A 21,229-nucleotide genomic window follows, 5' to 3' on the forward strand; every position below is an offset into this window, starting at 1 on the left:
GCGGTTATCTAAGCTGTGTGTTCAGGCTAACCCTCAAAATGATCTTTCGATCACCTTTTCAAGTGAAACTGGTGTGACTTTAACAATCCGCTCGAATGGATTCCCCATAACGACGATTCCAAAAAGCACTGCTCCGTTCAATGCCGCAAACATCGCCATCACCGCCGTAGAAGCACTACTCAAGGGGTATGCTAGCAAACAAATCGCAGTAAAAACAAAACCGACTGAAGCGATCGTCCAGAATAGCCGGGTTGGGCCAGACAGGACATTCAAACTGAGAGTGGCACGGGTCTCTTGCACAACCAGATGACTGGTAAGAAGGTCTTCTGCAATCGGTTCGTTTGCGTTTGACCGCAGATGTATCAAGCCAGTACCGATCTCACGCATTAGCGCGTCTGCTGCCAACGAAAGCTCGCCTTTCCTGAGAAGGGGCCATTCCTCATTGACTAAGACGTTTGCCAGTTCCGCCACTTTGGCTCTTATGATCGCAGCTTCCGGGTCGCTCGACCAACCCAAGCCTTTATAAATTCGCTCTATTTCTATGGCCTGCTGGTTGGCAACAGATCTCAATTCGGTGAAGTCGTCTCGAGTTACGCTAAAGCCAAGTGTCAGCAACAGCGAGTGTATCACTGATATTCTGAATGCGCCCCAATCAAGAATCTTGATGTGTTCGTCGGCAATTCGGTTGTGTATCACGGCGTACATCAGGCGGTACAGCAAAGTTGTGACGAGGGTGAAGCATGCGACACACAGCAAGAATACGGGTATCAGATCATTAGAAAAGGCCAAGGTCCGTACCTTTCGATCACTTTTTCGCCGCTCAACACCCACTTTTGAATGAGCATCCAGCAACTTTATATTGGAAACGTACGATCGCAAACACTGCTACTTTGGGTCGCCGAGGACAAACGTCAGCTTCGAGCTCGAAGCTGCCATTTATCACGCTCTGCATATACGACCGTTATCATATTCTCTTTAGCGTTTCGGCGTAGAAGCAGAATGCAAACCCACGCCGCTCTTTTTTGAAGCGTGATGTTCCGATTTGTACAAGACGTACAAATCGGAACATCACCCCGGCATCCCTGTTACAATTCGTAAGAATTGAGAAAACATCACGAAAAAGTTGACGCTGATCGTCCTCCTTGTCCTTAATCGGGGCAGCGGCGCGCGGGTCTGACCCGGCGACGTCGTTCCGGCCCAACCCGGGGCCGGATGGGGAGGAGAGATAGAATTGGCTCAGACGCAGTCGGGCGCCGAGGGGATGCACTCCCTTCCGGCGCTGCTACACCGCAATACGACGCAGTTCGGGGATGCCCCGGCCTACCGCGAAAAGGAATTCGGGATCTGGCAGTGCTGGACCTGGGCGGAAACGGCCGCCGAGATCCGCGCGCTGGCGCTGGGGTTCCTGGAGCTTGGCGTTGAAAAGGGCGACCATATCGCCGTGATCGGGCGCAACCGTCCGGCGCATTACTGGTCGATGGTCGCGGCCCAGATGGTGGGCGCGGTGCCGGTGCCGCTGTATCAGGACTCGGTCGCAGAAGAGATGGCCTATGTGCTGGAACACTGCGGCGCGAAATACGTGGTCTGCGGCGACCAGGAGCAGGTCGACAAGGTTATCGAGATCCAGCAGGACATGCACCAGGTCAAGCACATCCTGTACACCGACAAGCGCGGCATGCGGAAATACGACCACAGCCAGATGAACGCGCTGAGCGACATCATGGCCGAGGGGCGCGCCGGGCATCACCGGTTCGATGCCGAGCTGGACCGCCGCATCGCCGAGATCACCTATGACGACACCTGCGTGATGCTCTATACCTCGGGCACAACGGGCAAGCCCAAGGGCGTGGTTCTGTCGAACCGCAACGTGATCGAAAGCGCAAAGAACTCGGCCGAGTTCGACCACCTGACCCGCAGCGAGGATATCCTGTCCTATCTGCCGATGGCCTGGGTGGGCGATTTCATCTTTTCGGTCGGTCAGGCCTATTGGTGCGGGTTCTGCGTGAACTGTCCCGAAAGCGCCGACACGATGATGACCGACCTGCGCGAGATCGGCCCGACCTACTTCTTCGCGCCGCCGCGCGTGTTTGAGACCCAGCTGACCAACGTGATGATCCGGATGGAGGATGCCAGCCCGATGAAGCAGCGGATGTTCCGCTATTTCATGGATCACGCCAAAAAGGTCGGCGGGCGCATCCTGGACGGCCACCCGGTCGGTTTCATGGATCGCCTGAAATACGCGATCGGAAATGTGCTGGTTTACGGACCGCTCAAAGACACGCTGGGCTATGGCCGTTTCCGTGTCGGATACACCGCGGGCGAGGCGATCGGGCCCGAAATTTTCGATTTCTACCGCTCGCTGGGGATCAACCTGAAGCAGCTTTATGGTCAGACCGAGGCGACGGTGTTTATCACCGTCCAGCCCGACGGCGAGGTGCGCGCCGATACCGTCGGTGTGCCTGCGCCCGATGTCGAGCTGAAGATCGCCGAGAATGGCGAGATCTTCTATCGCTCGCCCGGCGTGTTCGTTGAATACTTCAAGAACCCCGAATCCACCGCCTCGACCAAGGACCCCGAGGGCTGGGTAGCCACGGGCGACGCGGGGTTCATCGAGGAAAGCAGCGGCCATCTGCGGATCATCGACCGCGCCAAGGACGTGGGCAAGATGGCTGACGGCTCGATGTTCGCGCCGAAATATGTCGAGAACAAGCTGAAGTTCTATCCCGACATCCTGGAGGCGGTGCTGTTCGGCAATGGACGCGACCGCTGCGTGGCCTTCATCAACATCGACCTGACGGCGGTGGGCAACTGGGCCGAGCGCAACAACATCGCCTATGCCTCGTACCAGGAACTCGCGGGCCATCCGCGGGTGCTGGAGACGATCCGCAGCCATGTGGAAGAGGTCAACAAATCGGTTGCCGCCGACGAGATGCTGTCGGGCTGCCAGGTGCACCGGTTCGTGGTGCTGCACAAAGAACTGGACCCCGACGATGGCGAGATCACCCGCACCCGAAAGGTGCGCCGCAAGTTCGTCGAGGACAAATACGCCGACATCATCGCCGCGCTCTATGACGGGTCCGAGACGGTCTCGACCACGACCGAGGTGACCTATGAAGACGGGCGCAAGGGGTCGATCAGCGCCACGCTGCAGATCGTCGACGTGCCGGTCGTGCCGGTGTCGCATCAGAAGGTGGCCGCGGAATGAGGCCGGTCGTGCGCCGCTCGGCCTGCGGCCATCGCCCCGCCCGCCGTCCCGTTCACCCGCAGTTTGAGGAGTAGACGATGCTGGATGCATCCGACGACGGATATGTCACCGAGGATGGCCGCAAGATCGGCGGCGTGGTGATGGAGATGAAAAACATCACCCTGCGATTCGGCGGCGTGGTGGCGATCAAGGACATCTCGTTCGACATCCGCCAGGGCGAGATCCGCGCGATCATCGGTCCGAACGGCGCGGGCAAGTCCTCGATGCTGAACGTGATTTCCGGCTTCTACATTCCGCAGGAAGGCGAGGTCTGGTTCCATGGGGCGAAACGCCCGCAGATGAAACCCTATGAAGTGGCCCGCCAGGGTATCGCCCGGACCTTTCAGAACATCGCCCTGTTCGAAGGCATGAGCGTTCTGGACAACGTGATGACCGGCCGCCTGAACTTCATGAAGACAAACATTCTGCAGCAGGCGATCTGGCGCGGCAAGGCCGAAGCGGAAGAGGTGGAAAACCGCGAGGCGGTCGAGAAGATCATCGACTTTCTGGAAATCCAGCACATCCGCAAGACGCCGGTGGCGCGCCTGCCCTATGGCCTGAAGAAACGCGTCGAACTGGCCCGCGCGCTGGCCGCCGAACCCAAGCTGCTGCTGCTGGACGAGCCGATGGCCGGCATGAACGTCGAGGAAAAAGAGGACATGAGCCGCTTTATCCTGGATGTGAACGACGAATTCGGCACGACCATCGCCCTGATCGAGCATGACATGGGCGTGGTGATGGACCTGAGCGACCGCGTGGTCGTGATGGATTACGGCAAGAAGATCGGGGACGGCACGCCCGACGAGGTGCGCAACAACCAGGAAGTCATCGACGCCTATCTGGGGGTCAGCCATGACTGAGCACCGCACAGAATTGAGGGGAGGCGCAGATGCCTGATCAGTTGATTTTCGCGATGGAGGTCTTTCTGAACGGCCTCATGGCCGGGGTGCTGTATGCGCTGGTCGCGCTGGGCTTTGTGCTGATCTACAAGGCGTCGGGGATTTTCAATTATGCCCAAGGGGTTATGGCCCTGTTCGCCGCGATGACGCTGGTGGGGATCATGAACGGGCAAGTTCCGTTCTCTCATCTGATCAACGCGATCTTCGGTACGCATATTCATTACTTCGGCTGGAACGTGCCGGCGCTGCTGGCCATTCTGCTGACGATGGGCGTAATGGTCCTGCTGGCCTGGGCAGTGCAGCGCTTTGTCATGCGCCACCTCGTGGGGCAGGAACCCATCATCCTGTTCATGGCCACCATCGGTCTGGCCTACTTCCTGGAAGGCGTGGCCGATTTGATGTGGGGATCCGAGATCAAGACGCTGGACGTGGGTCTGCCGCAGGGCATCAACCTGTGGATCGACGAGACCACCTACAACATCTTCGGCTACGGCTTCTTCATCGACAACCTGGACATCGTGGCGACGGTCATCGCGGCGCTTCTGGTGGCGGCACTGGTCGCGTTCAGCCAATACACCAAACAGGGCCGCGCAATGCGGGCCGTGGCCGACGACCACCAGGCCGCGCTGTCGGTCGGTATCTCGCTGAACTTCATCTGGATCATGGTCTGGTCGGTGGCCGGGTTCGTGGCGCTGGTCGCGGGCATCATGTGGGGCACCAAATCGGGCGTGCAGTTCTCGCTGTCGCTGATCGCGCTCAAGGCGCTGCCGGTGCTGATGCTGGGCGGGTTTACCTCGATCCCCGGTGCCATCGTCGGCGGGCTGATCATCGGCGTGGGCGAGAAGCTGTTCGAGTTCGCCGTGGGCCCGCTGGTGGGTGGCGCGACCGAGAACTGGTTTGCCTATGTTCTGGCGCTGATCTTCCTTGTGTTCCGGCCGCAGGGCCTGTTCGGCGAGAAGATCATCGAGAGGGTGTAGGCCATGACCAAGCTGATCGCCATCATCAACGTGATCGCGTGGGCGGGGTTCTGGGCCTTTGGGTACATCGCCCTGACCTCGAACGATCTGACCGCCAATCAGCTGACCGTGGCCGCGCTATTGGCCTTTGCCGGGCTGGTGATGGGTGTTCTGGCCTACATGAAACTGGTGCGCGCCTCAGAGGCGAGCGGATATGCCAAACGGTCCAACCAACTGGACGCCGAAGCCCGCAACCGGGCGCAGGAACAATGGGGAAAGTAAGACATGTTCTATCGTGAGGCCGGAGACTTCAAGACCTCCTACAGGGACGACAACCAGACTTTCCCGATCAAGTTCGACCGGTATCGGTATTATGTGGTGCTGGTGGTGGCGTTCGGGATCATCCCGTTCATCATCAACGACTATTGGGCCAACGCGCTGCTGCTGCCCTTCCTGATCTATGCGATCGCGGCGATCGGGCTGAACATCCTGGTGGGGTATTGCGGGCAGGTTTCGCTGGGTACCGGGGGATTCATGGCCGTGGGCGCCTATGCCTGCTACAAGCTGATGACCGCCTTTCCCGACGTGTCGATGTTCATCCATGTGATCCTTGCCGGCGGCATCACCGCCATCGTGGGCGTGCTGTTCGGCCTGCCCAGCCTGCGGATCAAGGGGTTCTACCTGGCGGTGGCGACGCTGGCGGCGCAGTTCTTCCTGGTGTGGCTGTTCAACCGGGTGCCGTGGTTCTACAACTATTCGGCCTCGGGGCAGATCAACGCGCCCGAGCGCGACGTGTTCGGCATCATCATCACCGGCCCCAACGCGCCGGCCTGGGCGACCTATCTGTTCTGCCTGATCTTCCTGACCGCCTGCGCGATCATCGCCCGCAACCTGACCCGCGGCACCACCGGGCGCACCTGGATGGCGATCCGCGACATGGATATCGCCGCGGAAATCATCGGTGTGAACCCGCTGCGCGCCAAGCTCAGCGCCTTTGCCGTCAGCTCGTTCTTCGTGGGCGTGTCGGGGGCGCTGTTCTTCGCCATCTACCTCGGCGCGGTCGAAGTGGGCGAGGCCTTCGGCATCCAGAAATCCTTCCTGGTGCTGTTCATGGTCATCATCGGCGGGTTGGGCTCGATCTTCGGATCCTTTGCCGGCGCGGCCTTCCTGGTCCTGTTGCCGGTTGTGCTCAAGGTCGTGGGCGCGGACATGCTGGGCTGGCCCACCGATATCGTCGCGCATCTGCAGCTGGTGATCGTGGGCGGGCTGATCATCCTGTTCCTGATCCTAGAACCGCACGGCCTGGCGCAGCTGTGGCGCGTCGCCAAGGAGAAACTTAGACTCTGGCCTTTCCCGCACTAGGGACCGGCCCAATCAAGAAAGGGGCGCAAAGCCCGAACCAACATCGGACAAACCAAGGGAGGAGACACCCGATGAACAAGAAACTGGCAACAATGGCGCTGGGTGCGCTGATGGCCGCAGGTCCGGCAATGGCCGACCTCGTGTTCCCGTCGCTCAGCTACCGCACCGGGCCTTACGCCGCGGGCGGCATCCCCTTCGCGGATGGCTACGCGGACTATTTCACTCTGCTCAACGAGCGGGACGGCGGCATCGGTGGTGTTCCGGCCAAAGTCATCGAGTGCGAAACCGGCTACAACACCGAGAAGGGTGTGGAATGCTATGAATCGACCAAAGGCGAAGGTGCGCTTGTGTATCAGCCGCTGTCGACCGGCATCACCTATCAGCTGATCCCGAAAACCACCGCTGACGACATCCCGATGCACACCATGGGATATGGCCGCACCTCGGCCAAGAACGGCAAGGTGTTCAGCCACACGTTCAACTACCCGGCCAACTACTGGGACGGTGCCTCGGGTGCGATCAACTATCTGCTAGAGGAAAACGGCGGTGATCTGAGCGGCAAGAAGATCGCGCTGGTCTATCACAACTCGGCCTATGGCAAGGAGCCGATCCGCACGCTGGAAGAGCTGTCCAAGAAGCATGGCTTCGAGCTGGTGGCCCTGCCGGTTGATCACCCTGGCCAGGAGCAGAAATCGCAGTGGCTGCAGATCCGCCGCGATCGTCCCGACTATGTCCTGATGTGGGGCTGGGGCGTGATGAACCAGGTGGCCATCCAGGAAGCCGCGAACATCCGGTTCCCGATGGAGAACTTCATCGGCATCTGGTGGTCGGGCGCTGAACATGACGTGATGCCCGCCGGTGCGGCCGCGAATGGCTACAAGGCGCTGACCTTCCACAACGTCGGCTCGGACTATCCGCTGTATGACGACCTGCAGAAATACGTCATCGACGCGGGCAAGGCCGCCGGCGCCGGCGATCAGGTTGGTACCGTCCTGTACAACCGTGGTCTCTATGCTGCGATGCTGGCCGCCGAAGCCGCCAAGAAGGCACAGGAAATCTCGGGCAAGGCTGACATCACCTCGGGCGACATGCGCGACGGTATGGAAGCACTTGAGATGACCGAAGCGAAGATGGCCGAACTGGGCCTGCCGAACTTTGGTCCGACCTTCTCGGTCAGCTGTGAAAACCACGGCGGGGATGCCCTTGTGGGCGTGACCCAGTGGGATGCAGACAGCAAGACCTGGACTCTGATTTCGGAGTTCAAGGCTACCGATACGGACGTGATCGGCCCGCTGATCGAGGAAGACTCGAGCGCATACGCGGCTGAGAACAACATCGAACCGGGCTGCAACTAAGCGGCACGAACACCGGGGCGGCGGCTGACCGCCGTCCCGAACCGGACAAGCCCCGAATGGGGCAGGCATGAGGACACGCGCTGATGCTGGATGCGGCACAAACCACTGACGTGCAGGCGGAAACCCTGCTTGAGGTCAACAATATCGAGGTGATCTACAACCACGTGATCCTCGTGCTGAAGGGCGTCAGCCTGACCGTGCCCAAGGGCGGGATCACCGCGCTGCTGGGCGGCAACGGGGCCGGCAAGACGACGACGCTCAAGGCGGTGTCGAACCTGCTGCATTCCGAACGCGGCGAGGTCACCAAGGGCTCGATCAAGTATCGCGGCCAGAACGTGCACGAGAGCGATCCGGCCGACCTGGTGCAGAAGGGCGTCATCCAGGTGATGGAAGGCCGCCACTGTTTCGAACATCTGACCGTCGAGGAAAACCTGCTGACCGGGGCCTATACCCGCAAGGACGGCAAGGCCGCCATCCAGCAGGACCTTGAACTGGTCTACAACTATTTCCCCCGCTTGAAAGAGCGCCGCCGAAGCCAGGCAGGCTATACCTCGGGCGGGGAACAGCAGATGGTCGCCATGGGCCGCGCGCTGATGAGCCGCCCCGAGACGATCCTGCTGGACGAGCCCTCGATGGGCCTTGCGCCGCAGCTGGTCGAGGAGATCTTCACCATCGTGAAGGACCTGAACGAACAGGAAGGCGTGTCCTTCCTGCTGGCCGAGCAGAACACCAACGTGGCGCTGCGCTTTGCCCATTACGGATATATCCTGGAATCTGGGCGCGTGGTGATGGACGGCCCTGCCGCCGAACTGCGCGAAAACCCGGACGTCAAGGAATTCTACCTCGGCATGTCCGACGAAGGCCGCAAGAGCTTCCGCGACGTGCGGTCATATCGTCGCCGCAAAAGGTGGCTGTGAGCGGATGGAGGATCTGGCGATGACATTCTACGACGCTCTGGAAACCCGTTCGGCCGATCAGCGCGCCGCCGAGCACTCGGCCGGTCTGCGCGAACAGCTGGCGCGGGCGAAATCCGCGCCCGGTTTCGCGGCCCATTTCGCCGATGTCGATCTGGATGCGGTCCAGACCATCGCGGATCTGCCCGGGCTGCCGGTTCTGCGCAAGTCCGACCTGACCAAGGCGCAGGGACAGCACCCGCCCTTTGGTGGCTTTACCGTCAAACCTGCGCATGGCTTTGCCCATGTGTTCCAGTCGCCGGGGCCTATCTATGAGCCCGGCGGAGTCGATCACGACTGGTGGCGCATGGGCCGGTTCCTGCATGCGGCGGGCGTGGGGCAGGGCGATATCGTGCAGAACTGCTTTGGCTATCACCTGACACCCGCGGGCATGATCTTTGAAAACGGCGCGCGTGCCGTGGGCGCCGCCGTGCTTCCCGCGGGGACCGGCCAGACCGAACTTCAGGTGACCGCCGCGCGCGACGTGGGCTGCACTGCCTATGCCGGCACGCCCGATTACCTGAAGGTGATCCTGGACAAGGCCGACGAGATGGGCGTCGCTTTGAACTTCTCGAAGGCGGTCGTGGGCGGCGGGGCATTGTTCCCCAGCCTGCGCCAGGCCTATGCCGATCGGGGCATTTCCTGCCTGCAATGCTATGCCACGGCCGATCTGGGCAACATCGCCTATGAAAGCGCCGCAATGGAGGGCATGATCATCGACGAGCATGTCATCGTGGAAATCGTGACCCCCGGCACCGGAACACCGGTGGCGGAAGGCGAGGTCGGCGAGGTCGTGGTGACCTCCCTCAACCCCGACTATCCGCTGATCCGCTTTGCCACCGGTGATCTTTCTGCAGTGCTGCCCGGGCAGTCGCCCTGCGGCCGCACCAACCTGCGCATCAAGGGCTGGATGGGGCGCGCCGACCAGACCACCAAGATCAAGGGCATGTTCGTGCGCCCCGAACAGGTGGCCGCGCTGGTCGCCAAGCATGACGAGATCGTCAAGGCCCGCGTCATCGCTGCCCGGCAGGGCGAGATGGACACGATGACCGTGCAGATCGAAAGCCCCGGCGGCGATGATGGCACCTATGCCAAGTCCGTAGTCGAGGTGCTCAAGCTGAAGGGCACGGTTCAGGTGGTGCCGCCCGGTTCGCTGCCCAAGGACGGGCTGGTGATCGAGGATCAGCGCGTCTACGACTGATCCGGCCCGGGGTTCTGCGGCCAAATGCGCCGCAGAATCCTGCGCCTGCCCACTGGCGTTTCCGAGTTTTTTGGTCGATTAAAGGGGAACCGCAACCTTTGCCGACCCGAGGCCATGGCCCAGATCGAATTCTCAGAACATGGATCGCGCAACCGAGGGGCCCTTGGCACCCGGTTCGTCGGGGCCTTGGCCTATCTGGTGGCGGCGGCCTGCCTGTTGCCGATGGTCGCCGTGGTGCTGGCGGCCGTCACCGGCGGCACTGACACGATCCGGCATCTGCTGGACACGGTCCTGCCCGGCTATGCGGCCACCACGCTGATCCTGGTCTCATTGGTTTCGGTGGGAACATTCGCCATCGGGGTCGGAGCCGCGTGGCTGGTCACCATGACCCGTTTTCCCGGCGTACGCCTGTTCGAGGTGGCATTGGTGCTGCCGCTGGCCTTTCCAGCCTATGTGCTGGCCTATGCCTATACCTTCATCCTCGATCATCCCGGCATCGTTCAGACCACGCTGCGCCAGGTGACCGGCTGGGGTCCGCGCGACTATTGGTTCCCCGAGATCCGCTCGACCGAGGGCGCGGCGGTGATGCTGATCCTGGTGTTGTACCCCTATGTCTATCTGTTGGCGCGCGCCGCCTTTCTGCAGCAAAGTGCCACCGCCTTTCTGGCGGCGCGGGCGCTGGGCAGCAGCCCGTGGTCGGCCTTTTGGCGGGTCTCGCTGCCGATGGCGCGGCCCGCGATTGCCGGTGGCGTGCTGCTGGCAGTGATGGAGACCATCGCTGATTTCGGCACCGTAGCCTATTTCGGGGTTCAGACCTTTGCCACCGGCATCTACACAAGCTGGTTTTCGATGGCCGACCGCGCGGCGGCGGCGCAGCTGGCGCTGTGCCTTCTGGCCTTTGCGCTGGTCATGGCCGTGACCGAGCGCACCCAGCGTGGCAAGGCCAAATACTACCAACCCGGCAAACGCCACGCGGCATTGCCCGCTGCACAGCTGAGCGGTTGGCAGGCTGTGGCGGCATGGATTTTGTGCGCCATTCCGGTTTTGTTCGGCTTTCTGCTGCCGGTGATCGTGCTGACTCAGATGGGATTGGAGTCCGAGCAGAACCTGCTTTCGGTCCGCTATCTCGGGTTCATTCGGAACTCTCTGACGCTGGCTGGAACGGCGGCGGTGATCACCGTCTGCGCCGCGGTCTGCGTCGGTTTCTTCCAACGGCTGAGACCCGGGCGCGGTTCGGCCATGGCGGCTTATGTGGCGCGGTTGGGCTATGCCGTGCCGGGCGGCGTGATCGCGGTGGGGTTGATCGTGCCCTTTGCCGGGTTCGACAACGCGCTGGATGCCTGGATGCGGCAGACCTTCGGCGTGTCGACCGGGTTGCTGGTCACCGGCTCAATCTGGCTGTTGGTGGCGGCCTATATGGTGCGCTTTTTGGCCGCCGCGCTGAGTGCCTATGAAAGTGGGCAGAGCACGGTGCATGCCAACATGGATGCCGCTGCCCGCTCGCTGGGGCAGACGCCATTGGGCACGTTGCGGCGGGTGCATCTGCCGATCCTCACGCCCTCGCTGCTGACGGCGCTGCTGATCGTGTTCGTGGACGTGATGAAGGAACTGCCGGCCACGCTGATCATGCGGCCCTTCAACTTTGACACGCTCGCGGTTCAGGCCTATCGGCTGGCCTCGGACGAACGGTTGGAGGGCGCGGCCGTTCCGTCTCTGGTGATCCTGGCCGTGGGGCTGCTGCCGGTCATCCTGATCTGCCGCCAGGTCGGGCGCCGTCCCTGACGGGCGGTTCAAAAATACCACACCATGTCGTGACAGGCTTGATCTGATCGCATTTTCCGGCAAGGCTGAAGACATGAACATGCAGCCTCCCAGCCGGAACCCTGCAAGTCCGGTCCAGATGCCGGTGGCCTTCAACCGGCAAGAGATGTCACAGATTCTCTCCGTCTATGGACGGATGGTCGCCGCCGGAGAATGGCGTGACTACGGAATATCAAATCTGCGCGACGTTGCCATATTCTCGATCTTCCGGCGGACCGCCGAGCACCCGATCTATCGTGTTGAAAAACACCCCCGGCTGCGTTCAAAGCAGGGGATGTATTCGGTGATGGGTATGGACGGGCGCATCCTGAAACGCGGGCACGACCTGCGCGCCGTCCTGCGGGTGCTGGAGCGCAAGCTGATCCGCTCGGTCGACCCGGATTAGAGCCGCTTGTGCGCCGTGACCGGCCCGTCGCCTTGGGCTTCGATCCGGGCAATGGCCTGATCCATCGGTTCAAATACCACCGCCATGTGATGGGCATTGGCATGCAGCAGCATGTTGTCGCCGGACACCCAGGCCACATGGCCTTTCCAGAACAACAGATCGCCACGCTGCGCCAGGGTGCATTCGGGCAGTGCGGTGCCAAGCTCCCGCTCCTGGTCGCCGCTGTCGCCAGGGCAGGCAACGCCGCAGGCCAGCAGCCCGGCCTGAATCAGGCCTGAACAATCCAGCCCCCACCGGCTGTTTCCACCCCAAAGATAGGGTGTGCCCAGAAACAGCTCGGCCACCGCGACCGGGTCGTTCAGCAGGGTTCCGACCGGTTTGACATGCACTGCGGGGATGAACCCAAGCTCGGTCTCGACAAAGCGGTCCTGCTGCGACAGCACCACGATCCTGCTGCCAAAGCTCAGGCTGACCCGGTCCGGGCTTTTGATGTCGGGTTCCGAATAGGCATGGGTCGCCGGGGCCCAGATCCAATGCGTGGCCGGGGCGTCGGGGCCCAACTGGTCCGCGCGCAGCCAGCCTTGATACCCATCCTTGTCGGAATCCACCCGGCACCAGCCGCCGGACTGTTCGGTGACGTCCAGGCCGTCGCCATACAGCAGCTGCCGGTCGCGCGGGCCCTTGGGGTTGCGCAGCAGGTCCACGACGGGGCGGATGACGCGCGCGCGGTTCACAGGCCCAACATCCCGGGCAGGGCGGTCAGCAGGGCGCGCGGCCCTTGTCCCAACCCGCCTTTGCTGCGGCCGGGCTCTTTGGCCTTTTGCCATGAATAGATGTCGAAATGCATGTACCGGCTGTTTTCCACGAACCGCCGCAGGAACAACGCTGCGGTGATCGACCCGGCAAACCCGCCCGCCGGCGCGTTGTCGAGATCGGCGATTCCCGGCTCGATCAACGTCTCATAGGGCGTGTGGAACGGCATCCGCCAGACCGGGTCAGCCGCCTGAACGGCGGCCTGCGACAAGGCCTGCGCGGCGGCATCGTCATCGGTATAGAACGGGGCCAGATCCGCCCCCACCGCCACCCGCGCCGCGCCGGTCAGCGTCGCCATCGAGATCACCAGATCCGACGCACCCTCATCCGCCAGCGCCAGCGCGTCGGCCAGAACCAGCCGCCCCTCGGCATCGGTGTTGTTGATCTCGACCGTCAGGCCCTTGCGTGAGGTCAGGATGTCGCCGGGCCGGAACGCGTTGCCCGCCACCGCGTTTTCCACAGCCGGAATCAGCACCCGCAACTGCAGCGGCAGATCCAGCGCCATGATCATGCGCGCCAGTCCCAGCACGTTCGCCGCGCCGCCCATGTCCTTTTTCATCAACCCCATCGAGGCACCGGGCTTCAGGTTCAACCCGCCGGTGTCAAAGCAGACGCCCTTGCCGACCAAGGTCAGCTTCGGACCGCTTGTGCCCCAGGTCATCTCAATCAGGCGCGGAGCCTGTTCAGCGGCCCGACCCACCGCGTGGATCATGGGAAAGTTCTGTTCCAGCAAGCTGTCGCCAATGGTGACGGCACAACGAGCCCCGTACTCCTGCGCCAGCGTTTCAACGGCGTCTTGCAGGGCCTGAGGTCCCATGTCGGCCGTCGGAGTGTTGACCAGGTCACGGGTGAGAGCTTCGGCATTGGCCATGATCTCAATCTGCGGAGCATTCACACCGTCCGGCGCGACCAATCGGGCCTTTGCGCCGGACTGTTCGGCATATCGGTCGAAACTGTACCCGGTCAGCAACCAGCCCAAGGCTTCGATTTCGGCTCTGTCTGTCGGCAAACCGGATGCAATCCGGTAAGTGCCTTCGGGCAGAACCTCGGCGGCGGCGGCAAGCGGAAAGCGTACCCGAGCGCGCCGGGTGTCGGTTCCATAGCCTGCCAGCGCGAATTGCGGCGCGCCCGTCGGTCCGGGAACCAGCAGAACCTGCCCGATTGCGCCGGTGAATCCGTTCGCGGCTACCCAAGCCCGTGTCTCATCGGGCTGAGACTTCAGCCATGGCTCGAGCCCGTCCTGCGCAAGAACATGCAGATCAATGGCAGGGGCATCGGAAGGTGCAAAAGACAGGGACATGGGCGCCTCGGACTGTTCTGGTGACGCCTACACTAGCCGCCTGTTGTTCGCCCGCAACCCGTCATATCGAAAGATCCTGTTGATCCCATACAGCGGTCAGCGACCGCTCGCCCACCCGGATCAGTCGGCTGAGCGTAGCTCCGGTCGCCACCGCATCGCCGGCATCTACCGTCCGGGCCACGTCGCCGGCGACCCGGGCCAACGCCGTCATGCCGACCTGTTCGGATATTGCGACCAGAGACTTGGCGCATTTGCGCAGCCCCGCCCAGTCGCGTTGACGCCAGAGCCGTTCACAATTCGACAGGCGTACTGCCAGTTCCTCGACCGTTCGGCATAGAACGTCGACCGCGTTCGTGTCACCCAATTGCCGATACAATCCGTTCAGCCGGTCCGGATCCAGACGCACGGACTCCTTCTGTTCAAGCGTGACGATCTTGTCCACCTCATTCACCCCAATCTTTCTGCCCCCACGGCATCTGCGAACCTGTCACAAAAGACCTTTGCAATTCCTTTCGGCCAATCGGGATAATGTCTCGAATTTTGCTCGAACTTGCGTTAGATCGGCGGTCGAACTGCAAATTTGGGAAAACGCGATGCACCACGCCAAACCTCTGCCGAGCTATCTGGTCAAACGGTACCACGGTTGGAAAGCCACATCCTATTCCGAGAACCAGGCCTGGTACCGCCGGCTGGCGACCGAGGGTCAGCGTCCGCGGGCGATGGTGATTTCCTGCTGTGACAGCCGGGTCCATGTCACCTCGATTTTCGGGGCCGACCAGGGCGAGTTTTTTATCCACCGCAATATTGCCAACCTGGTGCCGCCCTACGAACCGGACGGCGAGCGCCACGGCACCAGTGCAACCATCGAATATGCAGTGACGGCATTGAAAGTGGCGCATCTGATCGTACTGGGACATTCGCAATGCGGCGGGGTGCAGGGCTGTATCGACATGTGCAAGGGCGAAGCGCCGCAACTGGAAGCCAAAGAGAGCTTTGTCGGACGCTGGATGGACATCCTCAAGCCGAAATTCGATCTGGTCTCCGATGTCGAGGACCCCGCCGAACAGGCGCGCCAGTTCGAGCGTCAGGCGGTTGTCGCGTCGCTCGAAAACCTGATGACCTTCCCGTTCGTGGCCGAGGCCGTACAGAACGGCTCGATATCGCTGCACGGCTTGTGGACCGACATCGGCGAAGGCGGTCTGGAGTATTATGATCCGTCAGGAAAAAAATTCCTGCCGGTTTAGTCTTTAAATCGGAAAAACGCACCCTAATTGAACGTTAGTTCAATTAGGGTGCGGTGACTGTATGGAAAACCTGTTGTCTTTGGCGGCCGACAATCTGGTCTCGCCGATCATTCTCAGTTTTGTGCTTGGTCTGTCAGCCGCATTGGCCCGATCTGACCTGACCATTCCCGAGGCCATCGCCAAGGCGATGTCGATCTATCTGCTGTTTGCGATCGGCTTCAAGGGTGGTGTCAGTGTTGCCGCACACGGGATCGACGCCACGCTTGGCTTGTCCCTCATTGCAGGTGTCATTCTGTCCGCATTGCTGCCCCTGGTGGCGTTCGGCCTGTTGCGCGTGCTGACCAACCTTGACCATGTCAACGCAGGCGCGGTTGCAGCGCATTACGGCTCAATCTCGATCGTCACATTCGTGGCCGGTACGTCGGTTCTGGAAAGTCAGGGCCTGGCGTACGAGGGCTACATGGTGGCCGTTGCGGCGGCGATGGAAGCGCCGGCGATCCTGTCCGCTCTGTGGCTGATCTCCCGCGGCGGCGGAGCCCGCCGGATGGACTCGGATCTCTGGCGCGAGATTGCCCTCAATGGTTCGATCGTTCTGCTGGTCGGGTCGTTTGCAATCGGCTGGATCACGGGCGAGGACGGTCTGGCCGAGATCAGCAGCTTCGTGGTCGCACCGTTCAAGGGGGTTCTGTGCCTGTTCCTGCTGGACATGGGTATAGTCGCCGGGCGCGGATTGCGTGCCGGGCGCGGGCTGATCACGATGGGTCTGCTTGGCTTTGGCGTGCTGATGCCCCTGATCGGGGCCGGTGCCGGGTTGGTGGCCGCGCTCCTGTTGGGTCTGTCCACCGGTGGAGCGGTGTTGCTGATGGTATTGGGCGCCTCCGCCTCGTACATCGCGGTTCCTGCGGCGATGCGCGTGGCCGTGCCCGAGGCGAACCCGTCCATCTATCTGACCCTGTCTTTGGGCGTCACATTCCCATTCAACCTGGCGCTGGGCCTGCCGATCTACGTCTCGGTCGCCCGGGCCGTTACCGGAGGATAAGACGATGCAGACACATGATGCCAAACGGGTCGAGATCACCATCGAAGCCATCGTGAAATCCCGTCTGACGGATGCTCTGGTCGATCAAGGTGTGACCGGGTTCACGATCCTGCCGGTGCTCGGCGGATCGGGACGATCGGGTGAATGGAGCCGTTCTGGCCAGGTCAGCCGCGCCAGCGGGATGGTCCAGGTCATCTGCATCATTCGCCCCGATCGCTTGGACGGGCTGCTGAGCGCGATCCTTCCCGTACTTGATCGCCATATCGGGGTTGTAAGCGTCACCGATTGCCAGGTTCTGCGGGCCGAGCGTTTCTGACCCGGAGATCTTGGGATCGGATGCGCGCCTAACTACCGGATTCATGGCGTGGACCCATGCACGATGTGCGGAGCGAACAGGCAAACCCCTGTTTGCAAAACCACACATTTTCCTTAAGAGCGGGCTGACTGACAAACATCGTTGATGGCAACCGGGACGGGCGCTAGCATTTCAGCCAGCATCTTGAGGTTGGCCGTATTGAGCATCGCCTACAGAAGGGAAATTGACGGCCTTCGGGCAATTGCCGTGTTGCCAGTGGTCTTCTACCACGCCGGATTGTCATGGCTGTCCGGTGGGTTTCTGGGTGTTGATGTCTTCTTCGTCATCAGCGGCTACTTGATCACGTCGCTTCTGATCGGGGATATTCAACGCGGACGGTTGTCCATCGTTGATTTCTACGAAAGGCGAGCCAGGCGGATTCTTCCGGCCCTTTTTGTGGTTCTGGCCGTGACGACCTGCCTGGCGTGGATCTGGATGCTGCCGGCCGATCTCAGGGTCTATTCGCGAAGCCTGTCATCCGTCGCGGTTTTCCTGTCGAACGTCTTCTTCTTCCGGAACAAGGACTATTTCGCGGATGAATTCGACATGCATCCGCTCCTCCACACCTGGAGCCTTGCGGTGGAAGAACAGTTCTACCTGCTGTTTCCGCTACTGCTGCTGTTTCTGTTTCGACGAGGGACCCGGACCTGCATCATTGGCCTGACGGTGTTGCTTTTGGCTAGTCTGTTGCTGGCGCAGTGGACATCGGAAAACGAACCGAGGGCAGGGTTCTACCTCATCTATACCCGCGCGTGGGAGCTTTTGGCCGGCGCGATATGCGCCTTCGTTCCGCGGCAGGACAAGGGGCGTTTCTCGACTGTGCTGCCCCTGCTGGGCATGGCCGGGCTGCTGGTGTCTTACGTGATGTTCGACCGGTACACGCCGCACCCGTCAATCCTTACGGCCGTGCCTGTTCTGGGAACCGTTCTGGTCATCCTTTTCGCCAGCCAACGGGACCCGGTGGGGGCGCTGTTGTCGTCTCGGATCATGGTCTGGATCGGCCTGATCAGCTACAGCCTTTATCTGTGGCACTACCCTTTGTTGGTCTTTGCCAAGATCCGGAGTGTTCCGGCCCCAACGCCGCTGACCATCGCCAGCCTTGTTGTGCTGGCCTTTGTGCTCTCCGCCTTGACATGGCGCTTCGTCGAGCAACCCTTTCGCCGTCGCAGGGAAGGTCTGTTCAGCCGCCGGGGGATCTTCATCGGAAGCGCCGCGATATCGGCTTTGGTGTTCTCGGTCGGGGTGTTGATCTTCGCAACCGATGGCGCGCCCGATCGCAAGGCGCTGCGCGATCTCGATCTGCCAAGGCTGACCGAAAGCCTGGCTCCGAACCGCGGTTTGAGCAATGAATGCAACGGTCGGATGCCGGTGCCGGACAGCTGTGCGACTTCCGAGTCTCCCAAGGTTGCGGTTTGGGGGGACAGTTTCGCCATGCATCTGGTGGTCGGCCTGACCGCGGCCTATCCCGAGCTTGGGGTCGTCCAGCTGACCAAGTCGCTCTGCGCGCCGATCGCCGGTATCGCCTTTGCCGATCGCGGCCGGACCGGAGAATCCCCGCAAGCCTGTCTGGATTTCAGCGACCAGGTGCTGGATTATGTCACTTCGACCGACAGCATTGACTATGTCATCGTCTCATCGCCGTTCTACTACCTGTTCGAGCCCGGCGGACTCGCCGCCGTTGACGGTGCAATGGACCCCGAAGGCCCGCAGAGCACGGTTCTGCGGAACCTGGAAAAAACGCTCGAACGGCTTGTGTCTGCCGGTAAAACCCCGATCGTTGTGTCTCCGCCCCCCTCGAATGGCCAAAACCTGGGCTATTGCGCGGTGAATGCAGAACTCCGAGGCGCTGACCCGGATCTGTGCGACTATTCGTTCGCGGACATACAGCCGGAGCTTCTTGAGGTTGCTGAGATGCTGCACCAGCTCGAGGGCCGCCACAAAGTCGTCTGGCTGGATCGGATACTCTGCGATGCTGACGGCATGTGCCGCGCCAGCGACGGCACGACGGCATACTATCGGGATGGTCGCCATCTCTCGAAAGAAGGTTCGCGCGAACTTGGGTGCCGCACCGGTGGATGGTTCCTGTTCGGGGACGAACCTAGTGGGCCAGCCGGCTCTGGCTCAGCGGCGGTCCCTGCGAATGACCGTACCTGCAGCCAACTTCAACAGAACGCCGACCTGGCCCAGAGAGACTCGAACGGAGAGTGATTCCTCAGCCCTGCATTGGTCTGCCGCCCGCGCGCTGAACCACTGCAGCGCGAGGTCCGGGTTGTGCCGATAGTAAATTTTATTCGAATATCCAAATCCGTGATAGGCTGCCGTCATTTCCGGAACCAACCGAATGGAAATGACACACCTGGGAGGGATTTTATGACCAAGTCTTTCGCAATCGTTTCACAACGTCCCTTGTGGACATTGGCCTGTCTGGCCGCGCTGACCGCCACATCCGTGTCCGCGCAGGAATTCCAGACCGAGCAGGACAGCACGGACGTCGTATTGGCGCCTGATGATTTCTCTCCCTATGCGGGGCGGAACTTTCCCCAACGGCCGCTGTGGGGAGACTCGCATCTGCATACTTCGGTTTCGGTTGACGCCGGCACGATGACCCGGCTGACCCAGGAACAGGCGTTTCGCTTTGCCCGCGGCGAAGAGGTCACGACAACCCACGGCCTTCGGGCCAAGCTGTCCCGTCCGCTTGATTGGCTGGTCGTCTCGGACCATGCCGAGATGTACGGGCTGATGCCGCAACTGCTGGCCGGAGACGCCGAGGTTCTGGCGACACCCCAGGGCAAGGCCTGGTACGAGGCGCTGACGGCGGGTGACAGCCAGCTTGCGTTTGACACGGCAATGGAGATCGTCGCCTCGTTGTCGGATGACGTCCCGCCCATCGACAACCCGAAGGCCATCAAGCATGCGTGGGAGGCGTACACGGCCCTTGCGGACAGCTTCAACGAGCCGGGAGTCTTTTCAGCCATCATCGGTTATGAATACACAACCGAGGGCGCCAACAACCTGCACCGGAACGTGCTGTTCCGCGATGGGCGCGACCGGGCCAACCAGACCCGCCCGTTCTCGCAATACGACAGCAAGAACCCCGAGGACCTGTGGGCCTTTCTGGCCGAATATGAGGAAAGGACAGGCGGCGAGGTCCTCGCCATCGCGCACAACGGCAACCTGTCGAACGGGCGGATGTTCTCTCTGAACGCCTACGATGGATCCGCACTGACCCAGGAGATCGCAAGCCTGCGCGCCCGGTTCGAGCCGCTGTACGAACCGACGCAGATCAAGGGCGACGGTGAGGCGCATCCGTTCCTCAGCCCCGATGACGAGTTCGCAGATTTCGACACATGGGACGCGGCCAATCTGAACGGAACCGAGTTGAAGCAACCCGAGATGCTGGCCGGTGAATACGCGCGCGAGGCTTTGAAGCGCGGGCTCAAGATCGAACAGGAGCTGGGTGTTAACCCGTTCAAGTTCGGGATGGTCGGCGCGACGGATTCGCATACCGGTATGGCAACGGCGCAGGAAGACAACTTTTTCGGCAAACATTCCGGGGTCGAGCCCGGGCCGAACCGTTGGGAACACCTAGTAATCGAAGCACCCGACCCAGAGCTGTCGATCTATGGCTGGAAACAGGCCGCTGGTGGACTGGGTGCGGTCTGGGCGACGGAAAACACCCGCGAGGCGATCTTTGACGCGATGCAGCGCAGGGAGACCTACGCGACCACGGGGTCGCGTATGGGGGTTCGGTTTTTCGGCGGTTATGACTTCACCGATGAGGATGCCGCAAGCCGTGTTCCTGCGGACGCCGGCTATAAAAAAGGCGTACCGATGGGGGGCAACCTGCAGGCGTCTCCCGATGGGCTGGCTCCGAACTTCCTTGTTTTTGCATTGAAGGACCCGATTTCCGGCAACCTGGATCGCATCCAGATCGTCAAGGGCTGGGTCGATGCTGACGGGGCCTTGCAGGAGAAAGTCTACAACGTCGTCTGGGCCGGCGATCGCCAGCTGGACGAGAACGGCAAACTGCCCGAAGTCGGCAACACCGTCGATGTCGAAAACGCCACTTGGACCAACACGATCGGGGCAAGTGAGTTGATCACCACGTGGCAGGATCCGGATTTCGACCCCAACCTGTCTGCGTTCTACTACGCCCGTGTGATCGAGATCCCGACCCCCCGCTGGACCGCCTACGAGGCCAAACGGTTCGGGATCGAGATGCCGGACTATGTTCCGATGATCACGACCGAACGGGCCTATACGTCGCCGATCTGGTATACCCCCGGATAAACGGTCGTTCCG

The 21,229-nt window shown here is 61.5% G+C and carries 19 protein-coding genes; 15 read left to right on the top strand and 4 right to left on the bottom strand.

Annotated features, from left to right (window positions below):
- Positions 1-33: 33 nt before the first annotated feature.
- The gene (locus ACR0DA_RS11090; protein ID WP_170342728.1) at positions 34-852 is read right to left on the bottom strand and encodes a bestrophin-like domain; all 819 of its coding nucleotides are present in this window, start codon (positions 850-852) and stop codon (positions 34-36) included.
- A 409-nt stretch (positions 853-1,261) separates the two neighbouring features.
- On the opposite strand from ACR0DA_RS11090, the gene ACR0DA_RS11095 reads away from it, so the two are divergent.
- From ACR0DA_RS11095 to ACR0DA_RS11140, 10 genes are all read left to right on the top strand, one after another.
- Positions 1,262-3,205 carry an AMP-binding protein gene (locus ACR0DA_RS11095; protein WP_480754401.1) on the top strand — a complete coding sequence of 648 codons (1,944 nt, stop codon included), beginning with the start codon at positions 1,262-1,264 and terminating at the stop codon, positions 3,203-3,205.
- Between the two features lie 77 nt (positions 3,206-3,282).
- Positions 3,283-4,104, top strand: a complete 822-nt coding sequence (locus ACR0DA_RS11100; RefSeq protein ID WP_093963943.1) for an ABC transporter ATP-binding protein — start codon at positions 3,283-3,285, stop codon at positions 4,102-4,104.
- Positions 4,105-4,133: 29 nt separating this feature from the next.
- The gene (locus ACR0DA_RS11105) at positions 4,134-5,120 is read left to right on the top strand and encodes a branched-chain amino acid ABC transporter permease (RefSeq protein WP_170340766.1); all 987 of its coding nucleotides are present in this window, start codon (positions 4,134-4,136) and stop codon (positions 5,118-5,120) included.
- A gap of 3 nt (positions 5,121-5,123) precedes the next feature.
- Positions 5,124-5,381, top strand: coding sequence for a hypothetical protein (locus tag ACR0DA_RS11110; RefSeq protein WP_170340767.1), 258 nt, complete (start codon positions 5,124-5,126; stop codon positions 5,379-5,381).
- 3 nt (positions 5,382-5,384) lie between these two features.
- Positions 5,385-6,461, top strand: coding sequence for a branched-chain amino acid ABC transporter permease (locus ACR0DA_RS11115; RefSeq protein WP_170342734.1), 1,077 nt, complete (start codon positions 5,385-5,387; stop codon positions 6,459-6,461).
- Between the two features lie 71 nt (positions 6,462-6,532).
- Positions 6,533-7,816, top strand: coding sequence for an ABC transporter substrate-binding protein (locus ACR0DA_RS11120; RefSeq protein ID WP_170361184.1), 1,284 nt, complete (start codon positions 6,533-6,535; stop codon positions 7,814-7,816).
- 83 nt (positions 7,817-7,899) lie between these two features.
- Positions 7,900-8,733 carry an ABC transporter ATP-binding protein gene (locus tag ACR0DA_RS11125; protein WP_170342738.1) on the top strand — a complete coding sequence of 278 codons (834 nt, stop codon included), beginning with the start codon at positions 7,900-7,902 and terminating at the stop codon, positions 8,731-8,733.
- A 19-nt stretch (positions 8,734-8,752) separates the two neighbouring features.
- Positions 8,753-9,970, top strand: coding sequence for a phenylacetate--CoA ligase family protein (locus ACR0DA_RS11130; protein ID WP_170361186.1), 1,218 nt, complete (start codon positions 8,753-8,755; stop codon positions 9,968-9,970).
- A 114-nt stretch (positions 9,971-10,084) separates the two neighbouring features.
- Complete coding sequence (locus ACR0DA_RS11135; RefSeq protein WP_170361188.1) at positions 10,085-11,752, top strand: ABC transporter permease; 1,668 nt, start codon at positions 10,085-10,087, stop codon at positions 11,750-11,752.
- 73 nt (positions 11,753-11,825) lie between these two features.
- Positions 11,826-12,176 carry a DUF2794 domain-containing protein gene (locus tag ACR0DA_RS11140; RefSeq protein WP_170342743.1) on the top strand — a complete coding sequence of 117 codons (351 nt, stop codon included), beginning with the start codon at positions 11,826-11,828 and terminating at the stop codon, positions 12,174-12,176.
- On the opposite strand, the gene ACR0DA_RS11145 is transcribed toward ACR0DA_RS11140, so the two are convergent.
- From ACR0DA_RS11145 to ACR0DA_RS11155, 3 genes are all read right to left on the bottom strand, one after another.
- Positions 12,173-12,910, bottom strand: a complete 738-nt coding sequence (locus tag ACR0DA_RS11145; RefSeq protein ID WP_480754027.1) for a C40 family peptidase — start codon at positions 12,908-12,910, stop codon at positions 12,173-12,175. The genes ACR0DA_RS11140 and ACR0DA_RS11145 overlap by 4 nt on opposite strands.
- A complete protein-coding gene (locus ACR0DA_RS11150; protein WP_480754028.1) occupies positions 12,907-14,289 on the bottom strand; it encodes a leucyl aminopeptidase family protein in 1,383 nt (460 codons plus the stop codon). The genes ACR0DA_RS11145 and ACR0DA_RS11150 overlap by 4 nt, the downstream gene beginning before the upstream one ends.
- 61 nt (positions 14,290-14,350) lie before the next feature.
- A complete protein-coding gene (locus ACR0DA_RS11155) occupies positions 14,351-14,740 on the bottom strand; it encodes a hypothetical protein (RefSeq protein WP_170340773.1) in 390 nt (129 codons plus the stop codon).
- 142 nt (positions 14,741-14,882) lie between these two features.
- Here ACR0DA_RS11155 and ACR0DA_RS11160 point away from each other — a divergent pair, with 142 nt between their 5' ends.
- From ACR0DA_RS11160 to ACR0DA_RS11180, 5 genes are all read left to right on the top strand, one after another.
- Positions 14,883-15,533 (top strand): carbonic anhydrase, encoded by a 651-nt coding sequence (locus ACR0DA_RS11160; protein WP_093963954.1) that lies wholly within the window; start codon positions 14,883-14,885, stop codon positions 15,531-15,533.
- Positions 15,534-15,594: 61 nt separating this feature from the next.
- Positions 15,595-16,572 carry a sodium-dependent bicarbonate transport family permease gene (locus ACR0DA_RS11165; RefSeq protein WP_480754030.1) on the top strand — a complete coding sequence of 326 codons (978 nt, stop codon included), beginning with the start codon at positions 15,595-15,597 and terminating at the stop codon, positions 16,570-16,572.
- Between the two features lie 4 nt (positions 16,573-16,576).
- Positions 16,577-16,888: a P-II family nitrogen regulator gene (locus tag ACR0DA_RS11170; RefSeq protein WP_093963956.1), complete on the top strand. Its 312-nt coding sequence runs from the start codon at positions 16,577-16,579 to the stop codon at positions 16,886-16,888.
- Positions 16,889-17,086: 198 nt separating this feature from the next.
- Positions 17,087-19,135, top strand: coding sequence for an acyltransferase family protein (locus ACR0DA_RS11175; RefSeq protein ID WP_480754032.1), 2,049 nt, complete (start codon positions 17,087-17,089; stop codon positions 19,133-19,135).
- A gap of 162 nt (positions 19,136-19,297) precedes the next feature.
- On the top strand, positions 19,298-21,217 hold the full coding sequence (locus ACR0DA_RS11180) for a DUF3604 domain-containing protein (RefSeq protein WP_170593207.1): 1,920 nt from the start codon (positions 19,298-19,300) through the stop codon (positions 21,215-21,217).
- Positions 21,218-21,229: the final 12 nt, after the last annotated feature.

Source organism: Ruegeria sp. CI8, assembly GCF_056536865.1.

Bases quoted from the DNA above. Each gene is read 5' to 3' on its own strand.
- ACR0DA_RS11125 (WP_170342738.1), top strand. From the start codon at position 7,900: ATGCTGGATGCGGCACAAACCACTGACGTGCAGGCGGAAACCCTGCTT.
- ACR0DA_RS11140 (WP_170342743.1), top strand. From the start codon at position 11,826: ATGAACATGCAGCCTCCCAGCCGGAACCCTGCAAGTCCGGTCCAGATG.
- ACR0DA_RS11115 (WP_170342734.1), top strand. From the start codon at position 5,385: ATGTTCTATCGTGAGGCCGGAGACTTCAAGACCTCCTACAGGGACGAC.
- ACR0DA_RS11180 (WP_170593207.1), top strand. From the start codon at position 19,298: ATGACCAAGTCTTTCGCAATCGTTTCACAACGTCCCTTGTGGACATTG.
- ACR0DA_RS11165 (WP_480754030.1), top strand. From the start codon at position 15,595: ATGGAAAACCTGTTGTCTTTGGCGGCCGACAATCTGGTCTCGCCGATC.
- ACR0DA_RS11150 (WP_480754028.1), bottom strand. From the start codon at position 14,289: ATGTCCCTGTCTTTTGCACCTTCCGATGCCCCTGCCATTGATCTGCAT.
- ACR0DA_RS11170 (WP_093963956.1), top strand. From the start codon at position 16,577: ATGCAGACACATGATGCCAAACGGGTCGAGATCACCATCGAAGCCATC.
- ACR0DA_RS11095 (WP_480754401.1), top strand. From the start codon at position 1,262: ATGCACTCCCTTCCGGCGCTGCTACACCGCAATACGACGCAGTTCGGG.
- ACR0DA_RS11110 (WP_170340767.1), top strand. From the start codon at position 5,124: ATGACCAAGCTGATCGCCATCATCAACGTGATCGCGTGGGCGGGGTTC.
- ACR0DA_RS11120 (WP_170361184.1), top strand. From the start codon at position 6,533: ATGAACAAGAAACTGGCAACAATGGCGCTGGGTGCGCTGATGGCCGCA.
- ACR0DA_RS11130 (WP_170361186.1), top strand. From the start codon at position 8,753: ATGACATTCTACGACGCTCTGGAAACCCGTTCGGCCGATCAGCGCGCC.
- ACR0DA_RS11135 (WP_170361188.1), top strand. From the start codon at position 10,085: ATGGCCCAGATCGAATTCTCAGAACATGGATCGCGCAACCGAGGGGCC.
- ACR0DA_RS11100 (WP_093963943.1), top strand. From the start codon at position 3,283: ATGCTGGATGCATCCGACGACGGATATGTCACCGAGGATGGCCGCAAG.
- ACR0DA_RS11160 (WP_093963954.1), top strand. From the start codon at position 14,883: ATGCACCACGCCAAACCTCTGCCGAGCTATCTGGTCAAACGGTACCAC.
- ACR0DA_RS11105 (WP_170340766.1), top strand. From the start codon at position 4,134: ATGCCTGATCAGTTGATTTTCGCGATGGAGGTCTTTCTGAACGGCCTC.